21 protein-coding genes are annotated in these 24,186 nt (G+C 53.0%); 13 read left to right on the top strand and 8 right to left on the bottom strand.

Features of this window, described 5'->3' with window-relative positions; genetic code table 11:
• Positions 1–3 precede the first annotated feature (3 nt).
• The 4 genes from galT to modE form a co-directional block, all read right to left on the bottom strand.
• Positions 4–1,050 carry a galactose-1-phosphate uridylyltransferase gene (gene galT, locus BZK41_RS00920; RefSeq protein WP_047412540.1) on the bottom strand — a complete coding sequence of 349 codons (1,047 nt, stop codon included), beginning with the start codon at positions 1,048–1,050 and terminating at the stop codon, positions 4–6.
• Between the two features lie 9 nt (positions 1,051–1,059).
• Positions 1,060–2,076 (bottom strand): UDP-glucose 4-epimerase GalE, encoded by a 1,017-nt coding sequence (gene galE / locus BZK41_RS00915; protein ID WP_003831462.1) that lies wholly within the window; start codon positions 2,074–2,076, stop codon positions 1,060–1,062.
• Positions 2,077–2,293: 217 nt separating this feature from the next.
• Positions 2,294–3,766: a molybdate ABC transporter ATP-binding protein ModF gene (modF, locus tag BZK41_RS00910; protein ID WP_079936879.1), complete on the bottom strand. Its 1,473-nt coding sequence runs from the start codon at positions 3,764–3,766 to the stop codon at positions 2,294–2,296.
• A 67-nt stretch (positions 3,767–3,833) separates the two neighbouring features.
• Positions 3,834–4,622: a molybdenum-dependent transcriptional regulator gene (gene modE / locus BZK41_RS00905; RefSeq protein WP_003831465.1), complete on the bottom strand. Its 789-nt coding sequence runs from the start codon at positions 4,620–4,622 to the stop codon at positions 3,834–3,836.
• A gap of 130 nt (positions 4,623–4,752) precedes the next feature.
• Between modE and BZK41_RS00900 the strand changes: the two genes are divergently transcribed.
• From BZK41_RS00900 to modC, 4 genes are all read left to right on the top strand, one after another.
• Positions 4,753–4,902, top strand: a complete 150-nt coding sequence (locus tag BZK41_RS00900) for an AcrZ family multidrug efflux pump-associated protein (protein WP_003023026.1) — start codon at positions 4,753–4,755, stop codon at positions 4,900–4,902.
• A 199-nt stretch (positions 4,903–5,101) separates the two neighbouring features.
• On the top strand, positions 5,102–5,875 hold the full coding sequence (gene modA / locus BZK41_RS00895) for a molybdate ABC transporter substrate-binding protein (RefSeq protein ID WP_003023029.1): 774 nt from the start codon (positions 5,102–5,104) through the stop codon (positions 5,873–5,875).
• Positions 5,875–6,564 carry a molybdate ABC transporter permease subunit gene (gene modB / locus BZK41_RS00890; RefSeq protein WP_016152327.1) on the top strand — a complete coding sequence of 230 codons (690 nt, stop codon included), beginning with the start codon at positions 5,875–5,877 and terminating at the stop codon, positions 6,562–6,564. The genes modA and modB overlap by 1 nt, the downstream gene beginning before the upstream one ends.
• A 2-nt stretch (positions 6,565–6,566) precedes the next feature.
• The gene (gene modC / locus BZK41_RS00885) at positions 6,567–7,625 is read left to right on the top strand and encodes a molybdenum ABC transporter ATP-binding protein ModC (RefSeq protein ID WP_003831474.1); all 1,059 of its coding nucleotides are present in this window, start codon (positions 6,567–6,569) and stop codon (positions 7,623–7,625) included.
• Here modC and BZK41_RS00880 read toward each other — a convergent pair whose 3' ends face one another.
• Positions 7,626–8,444 carry a pyridoxal phosphatase gene (locus tag BZK41_RS00880; RefSeq protein WP_079936878.1) on the bottom strand — a complete coding sequence of 273 codons (819 nt, stop codon included), beginning with the start codon at positions 8,442–8,444 and terminating at the stop codon, positions 7,626–7,628.
• A 165-nt stretch (positions 8,445–8,609) separates the two neighbouring features.
• Between BZK41_RS00880 and pgl the strand changes: the two genes are divergently transcribed.
• Positions 8,610–9,605, top strand: a complete 996-nt coding sequence (pgl, locus tag BZK41_RS00875) for a 6-phosphogluconolactonase (protein WP_079936877.1) — start codon at positions 8,610–8,612, stop codon at positions 9,603–9,605.
• Positions 9,606–9,661: 56 nt separating this feature from the next.
• Here pgl and BZK41_RS00870 read toward each other — a convergent pair whose 3' ends face one another.
• Positions 9,662–10,612 (bottom strand): LysR family transcriptional regulator, encoded by a 951-nt coding sequence (locus tag BZK41_RS00870; protein ID WP_079936876.1) that lies wholly within the window; start codon positions 10,610–10,612, stop codon positions 9,662–9,664.
• Positions 10,613–10,790: 178 nt separating this feature from the next.
• Between BZK41_RS00870 and BZK41_RS00865 the strand changes: the two genes are divergently transcribed.
• The 3 genes from BZK41_RS00865 to BZK41_RS00855 all read left to right on the top strand — a co-directional run bounded on the left by BZK41_RS00865 (position 10,791) and on the right by BZK41_RS00855 (position 15,691).
• Entirely contained in the window at positions 10,791–11,843 is a 1,053-nt protein-coding gene (locus tag BZK41_RS00865; RefSeq protein WP_079936875.1) for a 4-oxalomesaconate tautomerase, read from the top strand.
• 81 nt (positions 11,844–11,924) lie between these two features.
• Complete coding sequence (locus BZK41_RS00860) at positions 11,925–13,358, top strand: anion permease (RefSeq protein WP_079936874.1); 1,434 nt, start codon at positions 11,925–11,927, stop codon at positions 13,356–13,358.
• Positions 13,359–13,426: 68 nt separating this feature from the next.
• Positions 13,427–15,691 carry a hydratase gene (locus BZK41_RS00855; protein ID WP_079936873.1) on the top strand — a complete coding sequence of 755 codons (2,265 nt, stop codon included), beginning with the start codon at positions 13,427–13,429 and terminating at the stop codon, positions 15,689–15,691.
• 93 nt (positions 15,692–15,784) lie between these two features.
• On the opposite strand, the gene BZK41_RS00850 is transcribed toward BZK41_RS00855, so the two are convergent.
• Entirely contained in the window at positions 15,785–17,068 is a 1,284-nt protein-coding gene (locus BZK41_RS00850; RefSeq protein WP_079937013.1) for a putative acyl-CoA thioester hydrolase, read from the bottom strand.
• 224 nt (positions 17,069–17,292) lie between these two features.
• On the opposite strand from BZK41_RS00850, the gene hutI reads away from it, so the two are divergent.
• From hutI to hutH, 5 genes are all read left to right on the top strand, one after another.
• The gene (gene hutI / locus BZK41_RS00845) at positions 17,293–18,516 is read left to right on the top strand and encodes an imidazolonepropionase (protein ID WP_079936872.1); all 1,224 of its coding nucleotides are present in this window, start codon (positions 17,293–17,295) and stop codon (positions 18,514–18,516) included.
• Positions 18,513–19,454, top strand: coding sequence for a formimidoylglutamase (hutG, locus tag BZK41_RS00840; RefSeq protein ID WP_079936871.1), 942 nt, complete (start codon positions 18,513–18,515; stop codon positions 19,452–19,454). The genes hutI and hutG overlap by 4 nt, the downstream gene beginning before the upstream one ends.
• An 87-nt stretch (positions 19,455–19,541) precedes the next feature.
• Positions 19,542–20,261, top strand: a complete 720-nt coding sequence (locus BZK41_RS00835; protein ID WP_079936870.1) for a histidine utilization repressor — start codon at positions 19,542–19,544, stop codon at positions 20,259–20,261.
• A gap of 136 nt (positions 20,262–20,397) precedes the next feature.
• Complete coding sequence (gene hutU, locus BZK41_RS00830) at positions 20,398–22,083, top strand: urocanate hydratase (RefSeq protein WP_003837071.1); 1,686 nt, start codon at positions 20,398–20,400, stop codon at positions 22,081–22,083.
• A gap of 1 nt (position 22,084) precedes the next feature.
• A complete protein-coding gene (gene hutH / locus BZK41_RS00825; protein ID WP_079936869.1) occupies positions 22,085–23,605 on the top strand; it encodes a histidine ammonia-lyase in 1,521 nt (506 codons plus the stop codon).
• 93 nt (positions 23,606–23,698) lie between these two features.
• On the opposite strand, the gene BZK41_RS00820 is transcribed toward hutH, so the two are convergent.
• Complete coding sequence (locus BZK41_RS00820; RefSeq protein WP_079936868.1) at positions 23,699–24,175, bottom strand: kinase inhibitor; 477 nt, start codon at positions 24,173–24,175, stop codon at positions 23,699–23,701.
• Positions 24,176–24,186: the final 11 nt, after the last annotated feature.

Below are 24,186 nucleotides of genomic sequence, written 5' to 3'. Positions count from 1 at the left end.
TATTTAAACTCCGGATTCGCGAAAATGGATGTCGCTGACCGCACGCAGTCGTTCAGCTGCTTGTTCTGCCGTCAGGTCACGCTGGGTTTCCGCCAGCATTTCATAACCGACCATAAATTTACGCACGGTCGCGGAACGCAGCAGCGGCGGGTAAAAGTGTGCGTGCAACTGCCAGTGTTCGTTTTCTTCACCGTTAAACGGTGCGCCGTGCCAGCCCATAGAGTAGGGGAATGAACACTGGAACAGGTTGTCGTAACGACTGGTCAGTTTTTTCAACGCCAGCGCCAGGTCAGTACGCTGTTCGTCGGTCAAATCAGTAATACGCAGCACGTGCGCTTTCGGCAACAGCAGCGTTTCGAACGGCCACGCGGCCCAGTAAGGTACAACCGCCAGCCAGTGCTCGGTTTCAACGACCGTACGGCTGCCGTCCGCCAGTTCACGCTGGACGTAATCAACGAGCATCGGCGCGCCTTGTTCGGCGAAGTACGCTTTCTGCAGGCGATCTTCACGTTCGGCTTCGTTAGGCAAAAAGCTGTTGGCCCAAATTTGTCCGTGTGGGTGCGGGTTCGAGCACCCCATCGCTGCGCCTTTATTCTCAAAGACCTGCACCCAAGGGTAGGTTTTCCCTAAGTCTTCGGTCTGTTCCTGCCACGTTTTTACGATTTCTGTCAGTGCAGGGACGCTGAGTTCCGGTAGCGTTTTGCTGTGATCGGGTGAGAAGCAAATCACGCGGCTGGTACCGCGCGCGCTCTGGCAGCGCATCAACGGATCGTGACTGTCCGGCGCGTCCGGGGTATCGGACATTAGTGCCGCAAAGTCATTGGTAAAGACATAAGTCCCGGTGTAATCCGGGTTTTTATCGCCGGTAACGCGCGTATTGCCAGCGCACAGGAAGCAGTCCGGGTCATGTGCAGGCAGTACCTGTTTAGACGGAGTTTCCTGCGCCCCTTGCCACGGGCGTTTGGCGCGATGCGGTGATACGAGGATCCACTGCCCGGTGAGCGGGTTAAAACGGCGATGTGGATGATCGACAGGATTGAATTGCGTCATGATTGGTCCTTAATCCGAATATCCCTGCGGGTGGCGTGACTGCCAGTGCCAGGTATCTTGTGCCATTTCATCCAGGGTGCGGGTCACGCGCCAGTTGAGCTCGCGATCGGCTTTGCTGGCATCTGCCCAGTAGGCAGGAAGATCGCCATCACGGCGCGGGGCGAAATGGTAATTAACTGGTTTACCGCAGGCTTTGCTGAAGGCGTTAACCACGTCCAGCACGCTGCTGCCGATGCCTGCACCGAGGTTGTAAATATGCACGCCTTGTTTGCCCGCCAGTTTTTCCATGGCGGCAACGTGGCCGTCGGCGAGATCCATCACGTGGATGTAGTCGCGAACGCCGGTGCCATCTTCAGTAGGGTAGTCATTGCCAAATATGGCAAGAGACTCGCGGCGGCCAACGGCAACCTGCGCGATGTAAGGCATCAGGTTGTTTGGAATACCTTGCGGATCTTCCCCCATATCTCCCGATGGATGAGCGCCAACCGGGTTAAAGTAGCGCAGCAGGGCAATGCTCCAGTCGGGCTGGGCTTTTTGCAGATCGGTCAGGATTTGTTCCACCATCAGCTTGCTTTTGCCGTACGGACTCTGCGGCGTGCCGGTGGGGAAGCTTTCAACGTAAGGAATTTGCGGCTGATCGCCATAGACGGTCGCGGAGGAGCTGAAAATGAAGTTTTTCACATTGGCGGCGCGCATTGCATTCACCAGACGCAGAGTGCCGTTGACGTTGTTGTCATAGTACTCCAGCGGCTTGGCTACGGATTCTCCAACGGCTTTTAAACCGGCAAAATGGATGACCGTATCAATGGCATGATCGTGCAGAATTTCGGTTATCAGCGCTTCGTTACGGATGTCTCCTTCCACGAAGGTCGGATGCTTGCCGCCTAAACGCTCAATGACGGGCAGTACGCTGCGCTTGCTGTTGCAGAGATTATCCAGGATCACCACCTCGTGACCGTTTTTCAGCAACTGCACGCAAGTGTGGCTTCCAATGTAACCGCTACCACCTGTAACCAATACTCTCATAATTCGCTCCGTTAAGCCTATGGTATGCAATAACCATAGCATAACAAAGATGCGAAAAGTGTGACACGGAATAAATTAGTGGAATCGTTTACACTCCATTGTTTTCACTCGATGCTGCTGGTTACTTTATTATAAATCATTATGTTAGGTTTCTATTTCAGCTCTTGTCTGAAAAAAAAGCACAAAAAAGGGCGTGATAAACGCCCTGGCATGAAAATTAACGCAGAGAGGTTTGCCGATAGGCGTAGATATCGCCCTCGGGTACAAACTCTAGCCGATGGGTAATGCAGGCCGGGGCATCTTCGGCGTGATGAGAGACGAACAAAAGCTGAGTTTCACCTTCACCGATCAGAACATCCACAAACTGACGGATCAGTTGACGGTTGAGCGGATCTAATCCTTGCAAGGGTTCATCGAGGATCAGCAACGTAGGATGTTTGACCAGCGCACGAACAATCAGTGCCAGCCGCTGCTGCCCCCAGGAAAGGCTATGAAATGGCGCATCCGCGGTACGTTTATCAATACCCAGAATATCCAGCCACTGTTGTACCAGCTTGTGTTGCCTGTCGGAGACGGCCTGATAAATGCCGATTGAATCGAAATAACCGGAGAGAATAACGTTGCGAACTGTCGTACTTACCCGGTAATCCAGATGCAGGCTGCTGCTGACATAGCCAATATGTTTTTTGATATCCCAGATAGTTTCACCGCTGCCCCGGCGGCGGCCAAACAGGGTCAGGTCGTTGCTATATCCCTGGGGATGATCGCCGGTGATTAAACTGAGCAGGGTTGATTTCCCCGCACCGTTGGGGCCGACGATTTGCCAGTGTTCCCCCGGATTTACCCGCCAGCTCAGATGATGCAGGATAGGGCGATCGTTATACGAGACGGTGCCGTCGTTAAGCACAATGCGCGGCTCGTTATCTGACAACGTGTGGCGCACCGAAGGCTCATCCGGTTCGGGTAACTGGATGCCTTCCAGCCGCTCGCTATGAGCAAGCTGAGCGATTAATGCCTGTTGCAGAAGGTCGGTTTTTGCGCCGGTTTCCGTCAGTGTGCAATCGGCAAGCACGCCGGCAAACTGCATGAACTCGGGAATTTCATCAAAGCGATTAAGTACCAGCACCAGCGTTAAACCGGCCTGGTGCAGCTCATCGAGCAGTTCTGCTAACTGGCGGCGGGACGCGACGTCCAGCCCGTCAAAGGGTTCATCAAGGATCAGCAAATCTGGCGCGGACATTAATGCCTGGCAGAGCAGAGTTTTGCGTGTTTCACCGGTGGAAAGGTATTTGAAACGCCTGTTGAGCAGGGCAGAAATGCCAAACTGCTGTGCCAGTGCAGTGCAGCGGGCGTGATCGTTGACCTCATCCTGAATGATTTCTGCGGTGGTGCGCCCGGTGTCGTCTTCACCGGGACTAAGAAGATCGGTGTTGTTTCGCTGCCACTCGTCGCTGACCAGCTTTTGGAGCTGCTCAAAGGAGAGTCGGGTAATACGCGTAAACTGACAGTGACGCTCGCCTTTCAGGAGCGGTAACTCGCCCGCCAGCGCGCGAGCCAGCGCAGATTTCCCGCTGCCGTTAGAGCCAACAAACGCCCAGCTATCACCCGCGTTTAACGTCAACGCATCTAACTGGAGCGTTTTTGTGTCGCTAAGACGAAACATGCCTTGCGAAATTTGCAATGATGACATTTTGTATCCCATTATTTGCAGCGATGAATAACAGGGATACGTGTTCTTCAGGCTGATGTCAATTAACTCAGCACAGTGTGGCGATAATCACTCTGTCCGCATTAAAATATGCTGTGACGTTAGCGCCTTCCGTTAATGTGTGGGTCTGCTCTATCGGCAACGTCGCGCACAGCGTCTGACCGTCTGGCAACGTCATCAACACTTCACACTGCTCTGCGCCGCGTTCAATATGGCTAATCGTGCCCTGCAGCTGGTTATCAGCAGCCTGAGCGATGGCGTCGTCCTGAGTGATTCCCACCCACGGCGCTTTTAACAGAATCAGTACTTCTTTGCCTTCCTCAAGCCCGAGACGCTCGCCGCTTTGCGCAGTGATTGCCACTTTCAGGCGCGTTTCGCCATCCGCCAGCAGCACGTCGACATGCTGTTGAACCTGATCGTGGTCGCGGGCGGTAATGGTGCCAAACCACTGATTACGGGCGCTGGTTTGCAGCGAAAAGCGAGAGATAGCTGCCAGCAGGCTGTTGAGCGGTAGCGCATCGTCATCGCTCAAAACATCAAAGGCTTTTTGTTGGATTTGCGCCAGTAAATCGTACAGCTGGATTAAGCGTTGGCCGTAGCGTGTTAACACCGCACCGCCGCCGCCTTTGCCGCCTGTGGCGCGCTCAACCAGCGTCTGCTCGCTGAGCTGGTTCATTTCGTTAATCGCATCCCAGGCGCTTTTATAACTGATACCTGCATCCTTCGCGCCCTGACTGATGGAGCCGGAAAGCGCAATGTGTTTAAGCAGAGAAATGCGACGGGGATCGGCAAACAGTTTTTGCTGAAGTTTCAGCGTAAGAAGGATTTCGGCCTGCATCACAAGCTCCTGGCAAAAAAGGGTATTGTGACGGAAAACCGCGCGCGCGCAAAGCCAACCGCACAAAAGGGGAGTGCTTTTCTGTGTTATGTGGTTAGAATACAACTAAGGACTATATCTGGAGTTGACCATGTTAGAGTTATTGAAAAGTCTGGTATTCGCCGTAATCATGGTACCTGTGGTAATGGCCATCATTCTGGGTCTGATTTACGGACTGGGTGAAGTGTTCAACATTTTCTCCGGTATCGGTCAGAAAGACCAGTCCAGACAGAATCATTGATTCCCCAAACGCCCGCTCAGTCGGGCGTTTATATTTTTTGCCTTCCTACTCGTTTTCTCTGGCTACAGTTTCTCAAGATCCTGCTTTCCCTGCCGATATTTTCTTTGTGTAACCTCTAATTGGTATCAATAACCGCTGGGAAAATCCTGGTTTAATCGTTATATTTGCGCCTACATAACGAAACGCAAAGGAGTTACAGATGGCACGTACATGGTTACGCTTGTTTGCAGGGGCAACACTTTCTCTTACTGTTGCTGGACATGCGCTGGCGGATGAAGGAAAGATTACTGTTTTCGCAGCGGCTTCGCTGACCAACGCGATGCAGGACATTGCAACGCAATATAAAAAAGAGAAGAACGTTGATGTTGTCTCCTCTTTTGCTTCTTCTTCCACACTGGCGCGTCAGATTGAAGCAGGCGCACCGGCCGATCTGTTTATTTCTGCCGATCAGAAATGGATGGACTACGCGGTAGACAAGAAATCTATTGATACCGCAACGCGTGAAACGCTGTTGGGTAACAGCCTGGTGGTGGTTGCGCCAAAAGCCAGCGCGCAGAAAGACTTCACTATCGACAGTAAAACCAACTGGACCAGTCTGTTGAACGGCGGACGCCTGGCTGTTGGCGATCCGGAACATGTTCCGGCAGGCATTTATGCCAAAGAAGCGCTGCAAAAACTGGGTGCATGGGATACCCTGGCCCCGAAACTGGCTCCTGCTGAAGACGTGCGCGGTGCGCTGGCGTTGGTAGAGCGTAACGAAGCGCCGCTGGGGATCGTCTATGGTTCCGATGCTGTCGCCAGCAAGGGCGTAAAAGTTGTAGCGACTTTCCCGGAAGATTCGCACAAAAAAGTGGAATACCCTATCGCGATTGTTGATGGGCACAAAAACGCAACGGTTAGCGCGTTCTATGATTACCTGAAAGGACCGCAGGCTGCTGAAATCTTTAAACGTTATGGATTTACGACCAAGTAATGATACTGACCGATCCTGAATGGCAGGCCGTCATACTGAGCCTGAAAGTTTCTTCCCTGGCCGTCTTGTTTAGCCTGCCGTTTGGGATCTTCTTTGCCTGGCTGCTTGTGCGATGCAAGTTCCCGGGCAAAGCGCTGCTCGACAGTGTTCTGCATTTGCCGCTGGTTCTGCCGCCGGTCGTGGTGGGCTATCTGCTGTTGGTCGCCATGGGGCGGCGCGGGTTCATCGGCGAATGGCTGTACGACTGGTTTGGCATTACCTTTGCCTTTAGCTGGCGCGGTGCGGTACTGGCTGCGGCGGTGATGTCCTTTCCTCTGATGGTAAGGGCAATTCGTCTGGCGCTGGAAGGTGTTGACGTCAAGCTGGAGCAGGCGGCCCGCACGCTGGGAGCCGGACGCTGGCGCGTATTCGTGACCATTACGCTGCCGTTGATGCTGCCCGGCATTATTGTCGGTACCGTGCTGGCGTTCGCGCGTTCCCTCGGGGAATTCGGCGCAACCATTACTTTTGTTTCCAACATTCCTGGCGAGACCCGCACCATTCCTTCGGCGATGTATACCCTGATCCAGACTCCCGGCGGCGAAAGCGCGGCGGCAAGGTTGTGTATCATTTCTATTGTTTTAGCGCTGATTTCGCTGCTGATTTCTGAATGGCTGGCGCGTATTAGCCGTGAGCGGACGGGGCGATAATTATGCTGGAACTCAATTTCTCCCAGACGCTGGGGACGCATTGTCTGACGCTCAACGAAACGCTGCCAGCCAGCGGCATCACGGCTATTTTTGGCGTTTCCGGTGCGGGCAAAACCTCACTGATTAACGCCATCAGCGGCCTGACGCAGCCGCAGTCCGGACGCATCGTGCTCAACGGTCGGGTCTTAAACGACGTCGAGAACGGTATCTGTTTAACGCCGGAAAAACGCCGGGTGGGCTATGTTTTTCAGGATGCGCGCCTGTTCCCGCACTATAAAGTGCGCGGTAACCTGCGTTACGGAATGGCGAAAAGCATGGCCGGACAGTTTGATAAGCTGGTGGCGCTGTTGGGCATTGAGCCGCTGCTTGACCGTTTACCTGGCGGGCTTTCTGGTGGTGAAAAGCAGCGTGTCGCCATCGGTCGGGCGTTACTGACCGCACCTGAACTGTTACTGCTTGATGAGCCGTTAGCCTCGCTGGATATACCGCGTAAGCGCGAACTGCTGCCTTACCTGCAACGCCTGGCGCGAGAAATTAATATTCCGATGCTGTACGTCAGCCACTCGCTTGATGAGATTTTGCACCTGGCGGATAAAGTGATGGTGCTGGAGAACGGGCAGGTCAAAGCGTTTGGTTCGCTGGAAGATGTCTGGGGCAGCAGCGTGATGCACCCCTGGCTGCCTAAGGAACAGCAAAGCAGTATTCTGAAAGTCAGCGTGCTGGAACATCATCCACACTATGCGATGACCGCGCTGGCGCTTGGCGATCAGCATCTGTGGGTCAATAAGCTGGAGCAACCGCTGCAAACCGCGCTGCGTATTCGTATTCAGGCCTCTGATGTTTCACTGGTGCTCCAACCCCCCCAACAGACCAGTATTCGTAACGTGCTGCGGGCAAAAGTCGCGCAGTGTTATGACGATAACGGTCAGGTGGAAGTTCAGCTTGAGGTGGGCGGTAAGACGCTGTGGGCAAGGATTAGCCCATGGGCCAGGGATGAACTGGGTATCAAACCTGGCCTGTGGCTGTACGCGCAAATTAAGAGCGTATCGATTACCGCCTGATTACAGCAGGTGGGAGTAGATAAATTTCGCGATGCTGTCGGTGGTGTTGTCACCAATCACGATGTTGGCGCGGGCTTTGACCGCGTCATCCGCGTTGCCCATCGCCACGCCGGTACCTGCGGCTTCCAGCATACTGATATCGTTAAAGTTATCACCAAAGGCAATCACGTTTTCCATTGATCCACCCTGCGCTTCAATCCATTGGGTCAAGCGTCGTCCTTTGCTGTTACCTTTACGGGCAATGTCGACCTGATCGTGCCAGGACCATTCACACTCCAGCCCCAGCTGTTGCTCGACGTACTGACCAAACTGCTGCAGTTTCGGAATATCTTCGTCGGTCAGAGCAAATTTCCAGACGGCGTTGACGTCATGTGCGGCCTGTGCCAGCGAAGGAACCTGGGTGAAGGTCGGGCGCTGTTCCGGCGGCAGAGTTTGTGCCCAGTTAGCGGTACGCACCACATGCCCGGTCGGGCGCTCATACAGCATGGCCTCATCCACATACATCAGCCCGTGAATCTGATGTCTATCCAGCATTTCGATCAGCTGTAATGCCTGGTCTACCGGAAGGGGATCGGATTCCAGTACCTTTTTTGCCTGATAATCATACAAGTAGGTACCGTTACAGCAAATTGCAGGTGTATCCAGCGCCAGTGCCTGATAAAAAGGATGAATAGCAACGTGATGGCGACCTGTGACAATGATAAGTTGGTAGCCTGCTTCTCTGGCGCGCGAGAGCGCTTCGAGAGAGGATGGCAGCAAGGTTTTTTTCGGGGTCAGCAGGGTACCGTCTAAATCCAGGGCAATCACGCGTGCGGTCATAGGTTTTTCCAGATTAAGGTTGAGAGTTTTGTCTGCTGGAATGGTACACCGAGACGGGAGCCGGACAAAATTCTGAGCCTTAATTAAGCATTCACCGTTAAAAGCGTCTACCTTAGGCGTGTGTCAGGCAATTGCAGCCACCTGCCAAAAAGCAAAGGAGTATTCATGAAGCAAACCGTTTATACCGCCAGCCCTGAAAGTCAGCAAATCCACGTCTGGAGCCTGAATCACGATGGTTCTCTGACGCTGACGCAGGTGGTTGATGTACCGGGTCAGGTACAGCCGATGGTCGTCAGCCCGGATAAGCGTTACCTCTATGTTGGCGTGCGCCCGGAGTTTCGCGTGTTGGCTTACCGTATTGCACCTGATGACGGTGCGCTGACCTTCGCGGCAGAGTCTGCGCTGCCGGGGAGCCCGACGCATATTTCTACCGATCATCAGGGACGTTTCGTGTTTGTCGGCTCTTATAACGCGGGCAGCGTGAGCGTCACACGTCTGGAAGATGGCCTGCCGGTGGAACTGGTTGACGTGGTTGAAGGTCTGGATGGTTGCCACTCAGCCAACATCTCTCCGGATAACCGGACCCTGTGGGTTCCAGCGTTGAAGCAGGATCGTATCTGCCTGTTTGACGTTAGCGATGATGGTCATCTGGTTGCGCAGGAACCGGCTGAAGTGACTACCGTTGAAGGCGCGGGTCCGCGTCATATGGCGTTCCATCCGAATAAGCAATATGCCTACTGCGTGAATGAGCTGAACAGCTCTGTTGATGTCTGGGAGCTGAAAGATCCGTACGGCAAGATTGAGTGCGTGCAGACGCTGGATATGATGCCTGCTGATTTCGCTGATACCCGTTGGGCAGCAGATATTCACATCACACCGGATGGGCGTCATCTATATGCCTGTGATCGCACCGCCAGCCTGATTACGGTCTTTAGCGTATCTGAAGATGGCAGCGTGCTGACCAAAGAGGGCTTCCAGCCTACCGAAACTCAGCCGCGCGGCTTTAATATCGACAACAGAGGTCAATACCTGATTGCTGCCGGGCAAAAATCACACCATATCGCGGTGTACGAGATTGCTGGCGAACAAGGGCTGTTGACGGAGAAAGGTCGTTACGCGGTGGGACAAGGCCCGATGTGGGTGGTGGTTAACGCGTACTAAAACGGCAGGCGTTACAAACGATCCGCAATCTTGTGAAGATTGCGGATTTTTTTTGTTCATTTAACGAGCGGTGGATTTTCATGACAATCAGCAACTGATGTCCAAAGACTGTCTTTATCATCTGCCCATAAATTAAGCAGAAGAGAGAAAAAGCGTTCAGCGGGAGGTGAGAGTATAGCGTCCTTACGCCGAATAACCCCCAGCGTGCGTCGAATGACGGGTTCAATCAGTGGGATACCTATCAGAGTGGGATGCGGTGTTTGCGGCATTGCCAGCCCAGGTAACGCGGAGACGCCCAGTCCAGCTTCAACCAGACCCAGCGAAGTAGACAGATGACGGACCTCGTAAAACCAGTTCAACTTCCACGGTTTATCGGCCAAATGTTGTTCAATCAACAATCGGTTACCGCTTGAGGAACGAACGCCTATCAGTTTGTAATTCAGCAATTCCTGCCACTCCACCAACTGTTTATTGGCGAGAGGATGATCGCGCCGACAGGCCAGAACAAACGGTTCATTAACCAGTGGAGTGAACTCGATAGAGGAATTTGTGATGTTGTTCATGTTTATTCCAAAATCAGCCTCATTGCAAAGTACGGATTCCATACAATTATTCGTACCTTGTTCAATAATTCGCACTTTGATATTGGGATACCGCTCATTAAATTTTCCTATTGCCAACGGCAAGAAATAGAAAACCGCGGTAGGAATACAGGACAATGTCACTATACCATGATGATGAACATTCATTTCGCTGATGTTAAAAATGGTCTCATCTAATGCCCTGATTAATTCTCTGGCTTCAGGTAAAAGCATTTTTCCCGCTTTTGTTAATGTCACTTTGCGAGTTGTTCTTTCAAAGAGTTGTGTGTGTAAATACTCTTCCATCTTTTTAATCCTGCGCGTTAATGCAGGTTGCGTAATATTGAGTAACTTGGCGGCATTGTTAAAAGAATCGGACTCTGCCAACGTAACAAATGCCTTCATGCTCGATAACTCGTGTTTCATTTTGACTCCGGACTCAATCAGGGAAGCCCCTTTTTCAGGTGAAAGTGTTCAGTGTATCCGCAATTCATAAATTTTAATTAATAAAAATAAATCACTAATCACGAAAATGAAGTCATTAGTCACCCTAATCATGACATGCAACCATGTATATAGTGGAAATAATATTGAGAACATTGTTATGAAAAAAATAGCTTGCGTTATGATGCGTGGAGGAACCTCCAGGGGTGCATTTTTATTAGCACAAGATTTACCAGAAGAAGAAAAACAGCGGGATGAAATATTAATTGGAATTATGGGTTCTGGCAATGCGTTGGAAATAGACGGCATTGGCGGTGGTGATCCGTTAACCAGTAAAGTCGCGATTATTAGTCTTTCAAACGATCCCAACGCTGATATCGATTATTTATTTGCTCAGGTACTGGTACATGAGCAACGGGTCGATACCACACCTAATTGTGGCAATATGCTTTCCGCCGTTGGCGCGTTTGCTATTGAAAAGGGGTTGATTGCAGCTTCTACGCCGACCACCCGCGTACGCATTCGCAATGTGAATACCAACACGTTTATCGAAGCTGATATACAGACACCGCATGGTGTTGTTGAGTATGAAGGAACGGCAAGAATTGACGGCGTCCCGGGAACATCGGCCCCTATTGCGTTGACGTTTCTTAATGCCGCAGGTTCTAAAACCGGGCATATTTTTCCGACGGGACAACACATCGATTATATCAACTCAGTTCCGGTGACCTGTATGGATATGGCGACACCTGTCGTAATTATTCCTGCCGAATACCTGGGGAAAACGGGGTATGAATCAGCGGAAGATCTGGATGCAGACAACGAATTATTGTCGCGCATTGAGTCTATTCGTTTACAGGCCGGTGAAGCCATGGGGCTGGGTGATGTCAGCAATAAGGTTATCCCAAAACCGATTCTCATCTCCGCACCTCAATACGATGGCGAAATTAATGTTCGTTATTTTATGCCGCACTCTTGCCATAAAGCGCTGGCGATTACCGGGGCGATAGCTATCGCCAGTAGCTGTGTCATTAACGGTACTGTTTCGCGTCAGGTAACGGCAGGCGCGCATTATGGGAATATCACTATCGAACATCCTGGCGGCACTCTTGATATTCATTTAACCAATGAAGGGGATGAGCCTGAAACTATCAGAGCTTCGGTTATTCGTACCGCCAGAAAAATATTCGCTGGTGACGTTTACCTTCCCTGACAGCATTGGCCTCATTTCTCTGCGAACGCAGAAAAACGGAAAAATACTGTATTGCCTGTACAGATTATTCAGGATTAATAAATGAACGTTAAATCATTATGGAAGCTAATTTTAATATTAGCGATCCCCTGTATTATCGGTTTGATTCCTGCCCCGGCGGGATTAAGTGAACTAGCGTGGGTGCTATTTGGTATTTATCTTGCGGCCATTGTCGGCCTGGTGATCAAACCATTTCCTGAACCGGTGGTGTTATTGATTGCCGTTGCCGCCTCTATGGTAGTTGTCGGAAATTTAGGCCATGGTGTACTGAAGACCAGCAGCGTGCTGAGCGGTTATGCTTCCGGTACGACATGGCTGGTTTTCTCCGCGTTTACGTTAAGTGCTGCTTTTGTGACGACGGGGCTGGGTAAGCGTATTGCTTATATTCTGATCGGTAAAATTGGTAACACCACGCTTGGCCTTGGCTATGTGACCGTATTCCTTGATCTGGTATTAGCTCCGGCAACACCGTCAAATACCGCGCGAGCGGGAGGAATCGTATTACCCATCATCAATAGTGTGGCGGTGGCGCTGGGTTCTGAACCGGATAAGAGCCCGCGCCGTGTCGGTCACTACCTGATGATGTCGGTCTATATGGTCACTAAAACAACCAGCTATATGTTTTTTACCGCGATGGCAGGAAACATTCTGGCGTTGAAGATGATCAACGATATTTGTCACTTGCAGTTGAGTTGGGGCGGATGGGCGCTTGCTGCAGGTCTGCCTGGACTGGTCATGCTGTTGGCGACGCCACTCGTTATCTATTTTATGTATCCACCTGAAATTAAAAAGGTTGATAACAAAACCATCGCTAAAGCTGGCCTTCAGGATTTAGGACCAATGAAAGGGCGCGAAAAAATGCTGCTGGGCATTTTCGTTCTCGCGTTATTGGGATGGATCTTCAGTAAAAGCCTCGGTGTTGATGAATCAACGGTGGCGATTGTCGTCATGGGTACGATGCTTTTATTTGGCGTAGTCACCTGGGATGATGTGGTTAAAAATAAAGGTGGCTGGAATACATTAATCTGGTACGGCGGTATTATCGGTTTAAGTTCGTTATTATCGAAAGTGAAATTTTTCGACTGGTTAGCCGAATTGTTCAAAAACAATCTCGACTTTGGTAATCATGGCAACGTGGCGTTCTTCGTTATTTTGTTCCTGAGCATTATCGTTCGATATTTCTTTGCCTCAGGCAGTGCATATATTGTGGCAATGATGCCGGTATTTGCCATGCTGGCGAATGTCTCCGGCGCACCACTGATGTTAACCGCACTGGCATTACTCTTCTCTAACTCCTATGGCGGAATGGTCACCCATTATGGCGGTGCCGCGGGTCCGGTTATTTTTGGCGTTGGCTATAACGATATTAAATCGTGGTGGCTGGTGGGGGGCATGCTGACCTTACTGACCTTTATTGTCCATATCACCCTGGGCGTGTGGTGGTGGAGCATGTTGATTAACTGGAACATGCTGTAAACCATAAGCCAGATTCAAATTATTAATTGACCGCGCACTAATATAAGTACGGGACTAGGGAGTATCAAATGATTACGTTGTATGAAAAAGGAGTTTATCTCTCCGATAATAATGAAATTGTCGCTGAGGAGTCTTTTCCTGGGCATATCTGCAAAGAGGACGCGAAAAAAGGAACCATCGCGTGGTCGATTCTCGCCGCGCATAATACGTCCGGTGATATGGATAAGCTTAAAATTAAGTTTGATTCATTAGCTTCACACGATATTACCTTTGTCGGTATTATTCAGACCGCAAAAGCCTCTGGTATGGAGCGGTTTCCGCTGCCGTATGTTCTGACTAACTGCCATAACTCATTATGTGCAGTAGGGGGAACTATTAACGGTGACGATCATATGTTTGGTCTGTCTGCGGCACAGCGTTACGGCGGAATCTTTGTGCCGCCACATATTGCTGTTATCCATCAATACATGCGTGAAATGATGGCAGGCGGCGGCAAAATGATCCTTGGCTCAGACAGTCATACACGTTACGGCGCATTAGGCACGATGGCGGTAGGAGAAGGGGGCGGTGAGCTGGTCAAACAGCTGTTAAACGACACCTGGGACATTGATTATCCAGGCGTTGTTGCCGTTTATCTGACGGGTAAGCCTGTTGCGGGCGTTGGTCCACAGGATGTGGCGTTAGCGATCATTGGCGCGGTTTTTAAAAATGGCTACGTCAAAAACAAGGTCATGGAGTTTGTTGGCCCTGGCATTCGCCATCTCTCAACGGATTTTCGCAACAGCGTTGATGTGATGACCACCGAAACCACCTGTCTGAGCTCCGTCTGGCAAACAGATGATGAAACTCGCAGTTGGCTGGCATTACATGGGCGCGAACAAGACTATCGCCAGCTCAGTCCGCAGCCGATGGCCTGGTACGACGGTTGCATTTATGTCGATTTGAGTGCGATTAAGCCGATGATTGCGCTGCCATTCCATCCAAGTAATGTCTATGAGATTGATACACTCAATGAGAATCTGACGGATATTCTCCGGGAGATTGAAGTTGAGTCTGCACGTATCGCGCAGGGTAAAGCCAGCCTCTCGTTGTTGGACAAAGTAGAAAATGGCCGCTTAAAAGTACAGCAGGGGATCATTGCCGGATGCTCGGGCGGCAACTATGAAAACGTGATTGCTGCGGCGCAGGCATTACGCGGCCAATCCTGTGGTAATGATGCTTTCTCGCTGGCTGTCTACCCTTCTTCACAACCGGTGTTTATGGATTTAGCGCAGAAAGGTGTCGTTACAGATTTACTGGGTGCGGGGGCCGTCATCAGAACCGCATTCTGCGGTCCATGCTTTGGCGCGGGCGATACGCCTATCAATAATGGTCTTAGCATCCGCCATACCACGCGCAACTTCCCTAACCGTGAGGGCTCGAAGCCGGGCAATGGTCAAATGTCAGCCGTCGCGCTGATGGATGCGCGATCAATTGCGGCTACGGCAGCCAACGGAGGATTCCTCACTGCTGCGACGGATCTGGACTGTTGGGATACGGTGCCAGACTATGCGTTTAATCCTGCGCCTTATAAGAGTCGCGTATACCAGGGATTCGTGAAAGGGGCCACGCAGCAGCCGCTCATATACGGCCCGAACATTAAAGACTGGCCGGAACTGGGCGCATTAACGGAAAATATTCTGCTGAAAGTGGCCTCGAAGATCCTTGATGATGTGACAACAACGGATGAGCTTATTCCGTCCGGTGAAACCTCGTCGTATCGCTCTAATCCACTAGGACTGGCGGAATTTACGCTCTCACGACGAGATCCTGGGTATGTGGGAAGAAGTAAAGCGACGTCGGAGCTGGAAAAACGGCGCGTGGAGAGGGGCGATGTCAGCGAACTGGCGTCAGTTTTCGAACGCATCCAACAGATTGTCGGTCAGGAAAATGTGCAACCGTTGGATACTGAGATTGGCAGCATGATTTACGCCGTCAAACCTGGCGACGGCTCGGCGCGCGAGCAGGCGGCGAGCTGTCAGCGAGTGATTGGTGGACTGGCAAATATTGCCCAGGAATATGCCACCAAGCGTTACCGTTCCAACGTTATCAACTGGGGCATGCTACCGCTCCAGATGGCAGAGCAACCTTCTTTTGAAGTGGGTGACTATATCTATATTCCCGGCATTCGCCGCGCGTTAGATGAGTGCAGTAAAGAAATCAAAGCGTATGTGCTTCACGATGATGGTGCGGTGAGTGAAATCAGTGTGTATATGGAAAGCCTGACCGCAGAAGAGCGTGAAATTATTAAGGCCGGGAGTTTGATTAACTTTAATAAGTCACGTTTGGTGTAAGTCTACTTGTAGGCCGGATGGCGGTTTTCGCTGCCATCCGGCACATTGCCCGGTGGAGCGTGCGCTTACCGGGCTTATATCAGAGAATGGCTTTTACTTCTTAGGTTCAGCAACCACTTTGCTACCGATACCGCGGTTGTTGTATTCCCACATACGGTTGAAGTTGGTGTCGTTCAGGTTACGCTGGATTTCACCTTTGTCATCTTCCGCACCGGTATTACCGGCAAACGGGCGTTTTGCGATAACGCTGTCAGCCCATGGTTTTGCCATGTTAAAGCCTTCATTAATCACGCTGTCACGAATCACGACCTGACCGTTAGTGTTGGAATCGACATCCAGCGAGCGGCCTAATTGCGCCACGCCATCGCCACTTGCCGTGAAGCGGCTATTAATCGCCAGGAAACCGTAGTAGATGTTTGACAGGGTAGCTGGTGCGAACACGTAACCTTCCTGCTGGGTACGGGAATTCACTACGCGGAAATCGGTGTTCTCGAACACCACGGCACCGCGACCAGAAACGATATCCACATCGCCTTCAATGTAGCTGTTGGTAACCAGCGTGCGCGGCTGACGATCGTTTTCCAGACGGTTTTGTACGCCGCTGTTGGTTACAAAGAATGTATTCTGACGGCCCAGAATATTGACCTTGTTGATCTGCACTTTATCGCCATCGGTACGCAGTGCAACAGCCGGGTGGTTGCCTGCATCAACGCTGTCCCCGAGGTTGTTTTCGATGGTCAGGTTCTGCAATTGCAGACCGTTGTTTTGCGACCAGACGACGGCAGAACACATCACACCAATATTTGTGCCACGTTTGTTCTGGCAATTATCAAACATATACCACGCAGGTTTACCCGGCATATATTTACCGCCAGGGTTCACCGTACGACGCCAGTCTGCGGTGCTCATGTCACCGTCAATGGCCTGGCCAATTTTCACATCCAGCGGTTTTTCGCCCATACCGTACAACGTCAGGCTACCCGTTGCTGCCGGGATATATACCGTGCCCTGATACTCGCCCGGCATAATCGCGATGTACTGACGTTTGTTAGTACGTTTGATGATTGCCGCATCAACCGCAGCCTGAATGCTGGTATGGGTTACGCCCTGAGTCCCTGCCGGGCCAACGACGAAGTCAGGTTGCGCAGGCAGAGAAATAGAAGAAGGGCTCCATGGCGCCGTGTTTGGCGTCAGCGCGGAAAAATAGTGCGCAGCAACGAAATTTTTCGCTTCATTGGCCGACAAGATCGGGCGCGAAGAGGTTCCTGGCGCGGTTTGATCGGAAGGAATTTGATCGGGCGGCGTAGAGCTACAGGCGGTCAGCGTCACGCCAAAAGCCATTGCCAGCGCCAGACGGGAAACTGATGATATGTTCACAGGTTGCTCCGGGCTTTGAAAGTTATCCATTAAAGCCTGCTTTTTTATACTAAGTTGAGCGAAACGGGAAGGCGAAAAGGTAAAAAGTTGTTTTTTATCGCAGCAATGTCTGGCAGGGAGAGTCTTTATATCACAAATAGATAACAATTATGGTTCTTCAGGTTGACAACATCCCTATAATCAAAAATAAATGTCTATACAACCTATGACAAGTGGTGAGTCGAATGCAGCAATTCTTCCCTGATGATGTTATCTGGCGCAATGTTCGTCTGGCGACTATGGATCCTGAACGTGGTACCCCATATGGGCTGGTGGATGGTCACGCGCTGATCGTCCGCCAGGGCAAGATTCGCGATATCGTCCCGGAATCATCGTTATATCTCACACATGACAATACTTTTGATATGCAGGGCAGGCTGATTACGCCTGGCCTGATTGATTGCCATACGCATCTGGTCTTTGGCGGAAACCGCGCAGGTGAGTGGGAGCAGCGGCTAAATGGTGTCTCCTACCAGCAGATAAGCGCTCAGGGTGGGGGGATCAATGCCACCGTTTCGGCGACCCGCAGCGCCACGGAGGAACAACTCTTACAGGTAGCCCATCAGCGGATGGAACAGCTGGTCAAAGAAGGTGTTACGCTGCTGGAAATAAAATCCGGCTACGGCCTGGATTTGTCGACAGAAGAGAAAATATTGCGCGTGGTGGCAGCGCTGGCGGCAGAGAATATCGTTGAAATCAGTCCGACGCTGTTGGCCGCGCATGCAACTCCAGCGGAATACCGTGATGATCCTGACGCCTATATTACGCTGGTGTGCGAAACCATTTTGCCGCAACTGTGGGAACAAGGGCTGTTTGAGACCGTCGATCTGTTCTGTGAGAGCGTTGGTTTTTCGTTGGCGCAGAGCGAGCGGGTGTTTCAGGCTGCGCAGGCGCTGGGCATCCCGATTAAAGGCCATGTTGAACAGCTGTCATTGCTTGGCGGCGCAGAGTTGGTAAGCCGCTACCACGGGCTATCCGCCGATCATATTGAATACCTTGATGAAGCTGGCGTGGCGGCGATGAGCCAAAGCGGTACGGTCGGCGTGCTGCTGCCCGGCGCATTCTATTTCCTCAAAGAGCAGCAGCGCCCACCGGTAGCGTTGCTGCGTCAATATCAGGTACCGATGGCGGTAGCGACAGATTTTAACCCCGGTACCAGTCCGTTTATCAGCCTGCACTGGGCGATGAATATGGCCTGCGTTCAGTTTGGCTTAACGCCGGAAGAAGCATGGGCGGGCGTAACCCGTCATGCGGCCCGGGCACTGGGGCGTCATGCCACCCACGGTCAATTGAAGGCCGGGTTTGTGGCCGATTTTGTGGTGTGGGATGCAACTCTCCCGGTCGAGATCCTGTATGAACCCGGGCGCAACCCGCTCTACCAACGCGTATTTAAAGGGAAAATAGTATGACTCACTGGCAACCTGCTTCACCTGCGCTATGGCAGGGACGTGATGACCGGGCCGAATCGCCGAATGCGCTGCGCCTGTTTCAGACTATCACCCTGAGCCTGACGTTTAGCCCAGAAATGTACCGCGGGCAGATAGCGTTGCTCGGTTTTGCCTGCGACGAAGGCGTTAAACGTAATCACGGGCGCACGGGCGCCGCCGGAGCACCCGATGTGCTGCGCAAGGCGCTGGCGAATTTAGCCAGTCATGATGGGCATCATCGTCTGGTGGATCTGGGAAATATTGTGGCACAGGCTCCCGATCTTGAAGGCGCGCAGCAGGCGTTACGCAATGCGGTACAGCGCTGTCAGCAGGAGAATATGCGTACCTTCGTTTTGGGCGGAGGACACGAAACCGCCTTTGCGCACGGCGCAGGCGTACTGGACGCGTTCCCGCAGGCGAAGGTGGGGATTGTCAACTTCGATGCGCATCTCGATTTGCGCCATGCCGGGCAGGCCACATCCGGTACGCCGTTTCGCCAGCTGGCGCAGCTTTGCGATGAACAGCAGCGCGAATTCCACTATGCCTGCATCGGCGTCAGTCGGGCGGCAAACACCCAGGCGTTGTGGGATGAGGCGCAACGGCTCGGTGTGACCGTAGTGGAGGATCTGCATTGTGATACGGCGCAGGCGCAGTTAGCGCAGTTTGTCGCCAACCTGGATGTCATCTATCTGACAATCGACCTCGACGTGCTGCCGGTGTGGGAAATGCCCGGCGTGTCGGCCCCCGCCGCGCTTGGCGTACCGTTGGCGACGCTGCTGAGACTGATTGAGCCTCTGTGCCGTAGCGGTAAACTACAGGCGGTGGATATGGTTGAATTTAATCCACGCTTTGACGATGATGGCAGGGCGGCGCGGGTTGCGGCGCGGTTAGGCTGGCAAATCGCCCACTGGTGGCACTGACATACCTGTTGGCGTTGCGCTTATCAGACTCGGGTAATGCCTGTAAACTGTACCCATTCACATTTTCAGCTTAAGGAAGGCTCACGCATGCTCCCATCCCGTTCTGCTCCGGCTCCTTTTTACGAAAAGGTCAAACAGGAGATCAGCGAAAAAATTGCCAGCGGTATCTGGCAGCCTCACGATCGCATTCCGTCTGAGGCAGAGCTGGTGGCGCAGTATGGTTTCAGCCGCATGACCATCAACCGGGCGCTGCGTGAGTTAACGGATGAAGGTTTACTGGTGCGTTTGCAGGGCGTGGGGACGTTTGTCGCCGAGCCAAAAGGCCAGTCCGCGCTGTTTGAAATCCGCAGCATTGCGGATGAAATCAACGCCCGTCAGCATCAGCACCGGTGTGAAGTGCTGACGCTGGAAAGAACCCAGGCCAACGCGCAGCAGGCTTTGGTGTTAAACGTCAAAGAAGGCACCTCCATTTTTCACTCTGTCATGGTGCACTACGAGAACGATTTGCCGGTGCAGATTGAAGATCGCTGCGTGAATGCCGAAATTGTGCCGGAGTATCTGGCGCAGGATTACAGCCAGACCACGCCGCACGCTTACCTGTCGCTGATAGCCCCTTTAACGGAAGGTGAGCATATTGTTGAAGCGGTACGTGCCAGCGCTGAAGAGTGCGCGCTGCTGAATATCAAAGAACACGATCCCTGCCTGCTGATCCGCCGTAAAACCTGGTCTGCGTCATCCATTGTCTCTCATGCCCGTTTGCTGTTCCCGGGTTCCCGCTATCGCCTGCAAGGGCGGTTTATGTCCTGATACAGGACATGAAAACCGTGATTGCTGACGCAATATAATAAAAATGTATCTTAATTGTTAAAATCATCCTTGCAGTGACTTGTATAGACAAGTATATGTTACTTATCTATCCGACGTTCGCGAGGAGTTTTCTGTCATGTCCCATAGCAAATATCGTCAGCAGGATATTCGTGCCCCACGCGGCACCACCTTAACGGCCAAAAGCTGGCTGACCGAAGCGCCGCTGCGCATGTTAATGAATAATCTGGATCCCGATGTGGCGGAAAATCCGCATGAGCTGGTGGTTTACGGCGGGATTGGCCGCGCCGCGCGGGACTGGGAATGCTATGACGCCATCGTCAACGCGCTGACCAAACTGGAGACCGATGAGACTCTGCTGGTCCAGTCCGGAAAACCGGTAGGCGTATTCAAAACTCACGACAACGCACCGCGCGTGTTGATTGCCAACTCCAACCTGGTCCCGCACTGGGCGACCTGGGAACACTTCAACGAGCTGGATGCTAAAGGGCTGGCGATGTACGGCCAGATGACCGCCGGGAGCTGGATCTACATCGGCAGCCAGGGCATCGTGCAGGGGACTTATGAAACCTTCGTTGAGGCCGGGCGTCAGCATTATCAGGGTAACCTTAGCGGACGCTGGGTGCTGACCGCCGGGCTGGGCGGCATGGGCGGGGCGCAACCGTTAGCCGCTACGCTTGCGGGTGCCTGTTCGCTGAACATTGAATGCCAGCAAAGCCGAATTGATTTCCGCCTGCGTACCCGTTACGTCGACGAGCAGGCGACATCGCTTGACGATGCGCTGGCGCGTATCGACAAATATACCCGCGAGGGTAAAGCGGTCTCCATTGCGCTGTGTGCTAACGCCGCTGATGTTGTACCGGAACTGGTGAAGCGCGGTGTGCGCCCGGATATGGTTACCGACCAGACCAGCGCCCACGATCCACTGCATGGTTATCTGCCGTCCGGCTGGAGTTGGGAAGAGTATCAGGCAAAAGCGGTGTCCGATCCGCAGGGCACGGTGCAGGCGGCGAAACGTTCAATGGCAACGCACGTTGAGGCGATGCTGGCGTTTAGCAAAATGGGCGTGCCGACGTTTGATTACGGCAACAACATTCGCCAGATGGCCAAAGAGATGGGCGTGGAAAACGCCTTTGATTTCCCCGGCTTTGTACCTGCCTATATTCGCCCCCTGTTCTGTCGCGGCATAGGGCCATTCCGTTGGGTGGCGCTGTCGGGCGATCCGCAGGATATTTATAAGACAGATGCCAAAGTGAAAGAGATCGTGGCTGATGATAAGCACCTTCATCACTGGCTGGATATGGCGCGTGAGCGGATTAACTTCCAGGGCTTACCGGCGCGTATCTGCTGGGTCGGCTTGGAGTGGCGTCAGAAACTGGGGCTGGCGTTTAATGAAATGGTGCGCAGTGGTGAAGTATCCGCGCCGATTGTTATTGGCCGTGACCATCTGGACTCCGGGTCTGTTGCCAGCCCGAACCGCGAAACCGAAGCTATGCGCGACGGTTCAGACGCCGTATCCGACTGGCCGCTGCTGAACGCGCTGCTTAACACCGCCAGCGGCGCGACCTGGGTGTCGCTGCATCACGGCGGCGGGGTTGGCATGGGCTTCTCCCAGCATGCCGGGATGGTCATTGTTTGCGATGGCACCGATGAAGCCGCGGCGCGCATCGCCCGGGTATTACATAACGATCCGGCTACCGGGGTGATGCGTCACGCTGATGCCGGGTATGACATTGCGGTGGAGTGCGCCGTCGAAGAAGGGCTGAATTTGCCGATGGTTGCTGCGACGCAGGAGAAACGCTGATATGAACACCATGACACTCACGCCGGGCCATCTGAGTTTTACCCAGCTACGTGAAATCTGGCAGCAGCCGGTAAAACTGAGTCTGGATGCCGGAGCGATTGATGCTATCAACGCCAGCGTCGCCTGCGTCAATAATATTGTCGCTGAAGGTCGTACGGCGTATGGCATTAATACCGGGTTTGGTCTGCTGGCCCAGACCCGTATCGCCACGGAAGATTTGCAGAATTTACAGCGTTCGCTGGTGCTTTCCCATGCGGCAGGCGTTGGTGAGGCGCTGGACGACGCGATGGTTCGCCTGATTATGGTGCTGAAAATCAACAGCCTGGCGCGCGGTTTTTCTGGCATTCGTTTGAGCGTGATTGAAGCGCTGATTGCGCTGGTGAATGCCGAGGTGTATCCGCTGATCCCGGCGAAAGGATCGGTGGGCGCATCGGGTGACCTGGCGCCGCTGGCGCATATGTCTCTGACGTTGCTGGGTGAAGGTAAAGCGCGCTGGCAGGGGGAATGGCTCCCGGCGACCGACGCGCTGAAAAAGGCCGGGCTGGAGCCGATAACGCTGGAGGCGAAAGAAGGGCTGGCGCTGCTCAACGGAACTCAGGCTTCCACCGCCTTTGCACTGCGCGGGTTAATTGAAGCTCAGGAGCTGTTCGCGTCTGCGACGGTGTGCGGGGCGCTGACCACTGAAGCCGTGCTGGGCTCCCGTCGTCCGTTTGACGCGCGTATTCATGCCGCGCGAGGGCAGCGTGGACAGATTGATGCCGCAACGCTGTACCGTCATGTGTTGACCGACACCAGCGCGCTTTCCCAGTCGCATCATAACTGTGAAAAAGTGCAGGATCCGTATTCTCTGCGCTGTCAGCCACAGGTGATGGGGGCATGTCTGACACAAATGCGCCAGGTGATGGATGTCCTGCTGGTTGAAGCCAACGCGGTTTCCGACAACCCGCTGGTGTTTGCCGAAGAGGGCGATGTGATCTCCGGTGGGAATTTCCATGCTGAACCGGTGGCGATGGCGGCAGATAACCTGGCGCTGGCGATTGCGGAAATTGGTTCGTTATCAGAGCGGCGCATTGCGCTGATGATGGACAAACATATGTCGCAGTTGCCGCCGTTCCTGGTGAAAAATGGTGGGGTTAACTCCGGCTTTATGATTGCTCAGGTGACCGCCGCCGCGCTGGCGAGCGAGAACAAAGCGCTGGCACATCCACACAGCGTGGACAGTTTGCCGACCTCCGCTAACCAGGAAGATCATGTGTCTATGGCTCCGGCTGCGGGGCGCAGACTGTGGGAGATGGCAGCAAATACGCGTGGCGTGATTGCCGTGGAGTGGCTGGCGGCGTGTCAGGGGATTGACCTGCGTGAAGGGTTAACCTCCAGTCCGCTGCTGGAGCAGGCGCGCCAGGCTTTGCGCGAGCAGGTTGCTCATTACACGCAGGATCGTTTTTTCGCCCCGGATATTGAGTGCGCGACCGAGCTGTTAGCGCAGGGGGCGTTGTTAAAATTATTGCCTGAGTTTTTGTAATACCCTGCCGGATGCGCTGACGCTTATCCGGCCTACAAAACCAGGAAACCCGTAGGCCGGATGAGGCGAAAGCGACATCCGGCAAAACACCGCTTAACTAAACATCGCGGTAATCGAGGCGCTGGCGAGCGAGTGGAAATGGACGTTAAATCCAACCATCGCGCCGCTGGCACCTTCATCGACATCAATACGCTCCACATCCAGGGCATGAACCGTGAAGATATAGCGGTGGGTTTCCCCCTTCGGCGGCGCAGCGCCGCCATAACCGGCTTTACCAAAATCTGTACGGGTCTGAACCACCCCATCAGGCTGTGCAACCAGCCCGGAGCCGAATCCTTGCGGGAGTACGCGGGTATCAGCCGGCAGATTTACCACCACCCAATGCCACCAGCCGGAACCAGTTGGCGCATCAGGATCAAAGCAGGTCACCACGAAGCTTTTGGTTCCTGCGGGCACATCGTCCCACGCCAGATGCGGAGAAATATTATCCCCGTCATACCCCATGCCGTTAAAGACGTGGCGATGGCCAAGCTTATCGCCATCGCGCAGATCGTTACTGATTAGTTTCATGCTGACTCCTC

Origin of the sequence: Citrobacter sp. A316, assembly GCF_002042945.1 — a bacterium.
GTDB classification, from domain to species: domain Bacteria; phylum Pseudomonadota; class Gammaproteobacteria; order Enterobacterales; family Enterobacteriaceae; genus Citrobacter; species Citrobacter portucalensis.
Note: the sequence above shows the minus strand (reverse complement) of the source record. Positions and strands in the feature narration are given on the sequence as shown.

What these genes read in the sequence shown, in the direction of transcription:
- galT (WP_047412540.1), bottom strand. Translation starts at nt 1,050, where the DNA reads ATGACGCAATTCAATCCTGTCGATCATCCACATCGCCGTTTTAACCCG.
- galE (WP_003831462.1), bottom strand. Translation starts at nt 2,076, where the DNA reads ATGAGAGTATTGGTTACAGGTGGTAGCGGTTACATTGGAAGCCACACT.
- modF (WP_079936879.1), bottom strand. Translation starts at nt 3,766, where the DNA reads ATGTCATCATTGCAAATTTCGCAAGGCATGTTTCGTCTTAGCGACACA.
- modE (WP_003831465.1), bottom strand. Translation starts at nt 4,622, where the DNA reads ATGCAGGCCGAAATCCTTCTTACGCTGAAACTTCAGCAAAAACTGTTT.
- BZK41_RS00900 (WP_003023026.1), top strand. Translation starts at nt 4,753, where the DNA reads ATGTTAGAGTTATTGAAAAGTCTGGTATTCGCCGTAATCATGGTACCT.
- modA (WP_003023029.1), top strand. Translation starts at nt 5,102, where the DNA reads ATGGCACGTACATGGTTACGCTTGTTTGCAGGGGCAACACTTTCTCTT.
- modB (WP_016152327.1), top strand. Translation starts at nt 5,875, where the DNA reads ATGATACTGACCGATCCTGAATGGCAGGCCGTCATACTGAGCCTGAAA.
- modC (WP_003831474.1), top strand. Translation starts at nt 6,567, where the DNA reads ATGCTGGAACTCAATTTCTCCCAGACGCTGGGGACGCATTGTCTGACG.
- BZK41_RS00880 (WP_079936878.1), bottom strand. Translation starts at nt 8,444, where the DNA reads ATGACCGCACGCGTGATTGCCCTGGATTTAGACGGTACCCTGCTGACC.
- pgl (WP_079936877.1), top strand. Translation starts at nt 8,610, where the DNA reads ATGAAGCAAACCGTTTATACCGCCAGCCCTGAAAGTCAGCAAATCCAC.
- BZK41_RS00870 (WP_079936876.1), bottom strand. Translation starts at nt 10,612, where the DNA reads ATGAAACACGAGTTATCGAGCATGAAGGCATTTGTTACGTTGGCAGAG.
- BZK41_RS00865 (WP_079936875.1), top strand. Translation starts at nt 10,791, where the DNA reads ATGAAAAAAATAGCTTGCGTTATGATGCGTGGAGGAACCTCCAGGGGT.
- BZK41_RS00860 (WP_079936874.1), top strand. Translation starts at nt 11,925, where the DNA reads ATGAACGTTAAATCATTATGGAAGCTAATTTTAATATTAGCGATCCCC.
- BZK41_RS00855 (WP_079936873.1), top strand. Translation starts at nt 13,427, where the DNA reads ATGATTACGTTGTATGAAAAAGGAGTTTATCTCTCCGATAATAATGAA.
- hutI (WP_079936872.1), top strand. Translation starts at nt 17,293, where the DNA reads ATGCAGCAATTCTTCCCTGATGATGTTATCTGGCGCAATGTTCGTCTG.
- hutG (WP_079936871.1), top strand. Translation starts at nt 18,513, where the DNA reads ATGACTCACTGGCAACCTGCTTCACCTGCGCTATGGCAGGGACGTGAT.
- BZK41_RS00835 (WP_079936870.1), top strand. Translation starts at nt 19,542, where the DNA reads ATGCTCCCATCCCGTTCTGCTCCGGCTCCTTTTTACGAAAAGGTCAAA.
- hutU (WP_003837071.1), top strand. Translation starts at nt 20,398, where the DNA reads ATGTCCCATAGCAAATATCGTCAGCAGGATATTCGTGCCCCACGCGGC.
- hutH (WP_079936869.1), top strand. Translation starts at nt 22,085, where the DNA reads ATGAACACCATGACACTCACGCCGGGCCATCTGAGTTTTACCCAGCTA.
- BZK41_RS00820 (WP_079936868.1), bottom strand. Translation starts at nt 24,175, where the DNA reads ATGAAACTAATCAGTAACGATCTGCGCGATGGCGATAAGCTTGGCCAT.